Source organism: uncultured Cyclobacterium sp., from assembly GCF_963976465.1.
GTDB lineage: Bacteria > Bacteroidota > Bacteroidia > Cytophagales > Cyclobacteriaceae > Cyclobacterium.
Genome location: NZ_CAXBOC010000573.1, coordinates 1 through 3,272, shown reverse-complemented (window position 1 = coordinate 3,272; position 3,272 = coordinate 1). Strand labels below are relative to the sequence as shown.

Below are 3,272 nucleotides of genomic sequence, written 5' to 3'. Positions count from 1 at the left end.
CAAAGCCTCAGGAAACAAAGGCGCAAGTGCATCAGGTCCCAAAGGCTCCATAGTGCCAGGGTTTAAAGGAGGCAAGGGTTTATTGGGCATATCAGCTATGATATTGTACCAATTTTCAGGAATCTCGCTTTCTTCTAAGTTTATTTTTCTGTTTTTCATTTATTGAATGAATAAAAGGTTAACTGATATTTACTTAATATGTATTCCCCTCCAAAAGCTGTGATTGAAGTTCTTCCTAAAAACAATCACACCAGGAGGTGATACCACTTGTTCTTTATTTACTGTTCCCATTTAAATTATTGGTTGACAAACTTTTATTGAGCACATAGGCCTCAACCCCTTGGTTATTTATACCTACCAATAATACCTTAAGATATGATAAATCTATTATTTCGATGCTTTTCACATCGCCTACAAAGTTCAAACCTGTAACTGAAGGAGAAGCATGCCTAAACTCCCCACTGCCATTTCCTAGGTATACCTGACCAAAATTAGCATCGATCATCCCCAATCGGAGTCTGGCTGTATTTTGGTTTCCTCCAAGGATAAAATCTAAATTTCCAACTTCATCAAAATCCATAACACCAATGGCGTAGACGGGTGCAAACTGAGCCTCCACCGGCAACTCATGCCTCTCTAATTTATCACCTTTATTTTCAAGATAGACCGTTCTTAATTCATTTAACTCCACCTTTTCTGCCATATCGATGGCCGTTTCACTAAACAAATCCTTTAGTTTAGCCTTAGAAAAAGAAGCATAATCAGTAAACTTACTCCGCATCCCATACATTTGATCCAGAAGCTCATCCCTACTCATAAATGGAACCAGCTCCCCATCGACAAAATGGTTTAAAATAGGATCTACAGAACCATTCCCATCAAAATCAGCAAAGACTAAAGTCAAAGGTTGTGCTTCATTTGCTTTTAATTGGCTATTGGTGCCAAAATTACCAACTACAAAATCAAGGCCTCCATCCCCATCAAAATCACCGGAGGACAATTTGGACCACTTCCCTATTAAAGGTTTATCAAAGTATTGTTCCGTTCGATTAATGAGGGGTTTACCCTTATTGTTTAAAAACACACTGATAGGCATCCAATCACCAACGATTATCAAATCATCCCAACCATCTTGATCCAAGTCCTGCCAAGCAGCATCCGTCACCATGCCTAATGCAGCTAATTCAGGCAGCAAAATTTCGGATTGGTCTTCAAACTTACCTTTTCCATCATTAATTAATATATGGGAAGAGGCAGGTTTTGGGTATTGGCCAGGGATAACCCTTCCGCCAATAAATAAATCCAAGTCTCCATCCTTGTCAAAATCAACAGCCTTTACCACACTTCCACTGGTTGTAATATTGGGCAATGCCTCCGCTTCTTTTCTGAAATTCCCGGCACCTTGATTGATGTACAACTGGTCGGCTAATTCTGGAGAATTCCTTTCAAAGTCATGGTACCCTCCTTTCACCAAATACAGGTCTTCCAAACCATCCCCATTTGCATCAAAAAATATTGCGTCAGTGGTTGCTGTTCCTGTCTCTTCGGACAAGTCTAAACCTTGAGATTCAAGGAACTGTCCGGTAGAAACTTGAAAATACAATTTGCCGGGTTTTTCAGAAGTTCCACCCACAAATACATCGGTAAACCCATTGTTATTTACATCTCCCTTAGCAATCACCGGACCGGTTGGTGACAACATATGTGACAAAAGCGGTTGTCTTTTGAAATCATTAAATCCTGCCTCTCCATGTTGGTATGGAATAGGTGAAACAATTTTAGTAAAAACAGGGGGCTGAGGATTGTTTTTATTTTCTGATTGCTTAATGGCCTCGCTCTCTTTTAATACAAGCTTTTGATTTGCCGGCACATTTTGCACCCATTGCTCCTTTCCTCCGGGCCAGGTAATTTTTAAAGAATCAATGCGATCAGCCATTCCCAATCCTAAATGCATAACATGGCTTACAGAAGATTGAAACCCTCTGGTAGGCTGCTGCTCTAGGTACTGTTGCTTGGCGTTGTAATACACCTTCACTTTGGCACCAATTCCACTTGAATTTAAACCATCCCCCTGTAATTTCAACTTTAAGAAATTGCCTTCATTTTTATCAGGTTTTAAAATATTGGCATAAATTCCTGCATCGTCATTTAAGTGATTGATCACCAGATCAAGTGCCCCATCATTGTTTAAATCTGCGTAGGCGGCACCATTTGAGAAATTCGGATCTGATAGTCCCCAATCCTCAGACACTTCTTTAAAGCTTATACCATTCTCATTTTTAAACAAGTAATCATGGATAGGGGTAGAACTCATACTTGTAACTAAATGAAGTGTATCTGCCTTTTCTTTTGCCCTCGCCTTATCGAAATAATAGTCACCTTTGTATTTTAAAAAATCACGATTGGTATAATCTCGGAAATAACCATTGCTCACAAATAAATCTTTCCAACCGTCATTGTCAAAATCTGTAAAAAATGCAGCCCAACTCCAGTCAGTATTGGACATCCCGGCCAGCTGCCCTATTTCGCTAAATAAGCCTGTCCCTTGGTTGATATGAAGCATATTCCTCATATTTTGATGGTAAAATCCCTTCATTACCATCAAGGCATACTGTTCATAATTCTCTGGTCCGTAAAGCAATTTTTGCCGTTCATCATCCTCGGGAAGCATGTCTAAAGTAAAAATATCTACCAGCCCGTCATTATTGACATCAGAAATATCTGAGCACATGGAAAAATAAGATATGTGCTGTAAATTCTCTGTTAAACTTTCCGAGAATGTACCATCTCCATTGTTTATATACAGGTAATCCGGCTCTATATAATCATTGGAAACATGGAGGTCCGGAAAACCATCATCATTGATATCAGCGACCGCTATCCCCAAACCAAACCCCATAGAATTGCCCTTGATCCCGGCACTTTCGCTTATATCGGTAAATATACCTCCATCATTTCTAAACAATTTGTCACCTGCCAATGGATTCCTGTCCTTTCTTTTGGCATCAAAATCAATTTCATTAATCACCTGGGTGTTGTGGTTAAGCAAATACATATCCAAGTCTCCATCCAAATCAAAGTCAAAAAATGCAGCCTGAATACTATTAGCAGGATCTGCCAGCCCATATTTTTCAGCTTCATCAATAAAAGTATTGTCTTTCTGATTGATGAATAATTCATTTTTTCTAGATGCTTCATTTCCTTTTCCAGAATAACATACATAGATATCTAAATAACCATCTCCATTGATATCTACCATAGTAGCTCCTGTA

General features: G+C 39.1%; 1 protein-coding gene and 1 pseudogene. Both read right to left on the bottom strand.

The features are described 5' to 3' along the window. Positions 1–159 (bottom strand): annotated as a pseudogene (locus AAC037_RS22360) (TrpB-like pyridoxal-phosphate dependent enzyme); the annotation flags it as partial. Between the two features lie 115 nt (positions 160–274). Next, the coding region (locus AAC037_RS22355) for a VCBS repeat-containing protein (RefSeq protein WP_339905744.1) at positions 275–3,272 on the bottom strand (2,998 nt) is incomplete at its 5' end.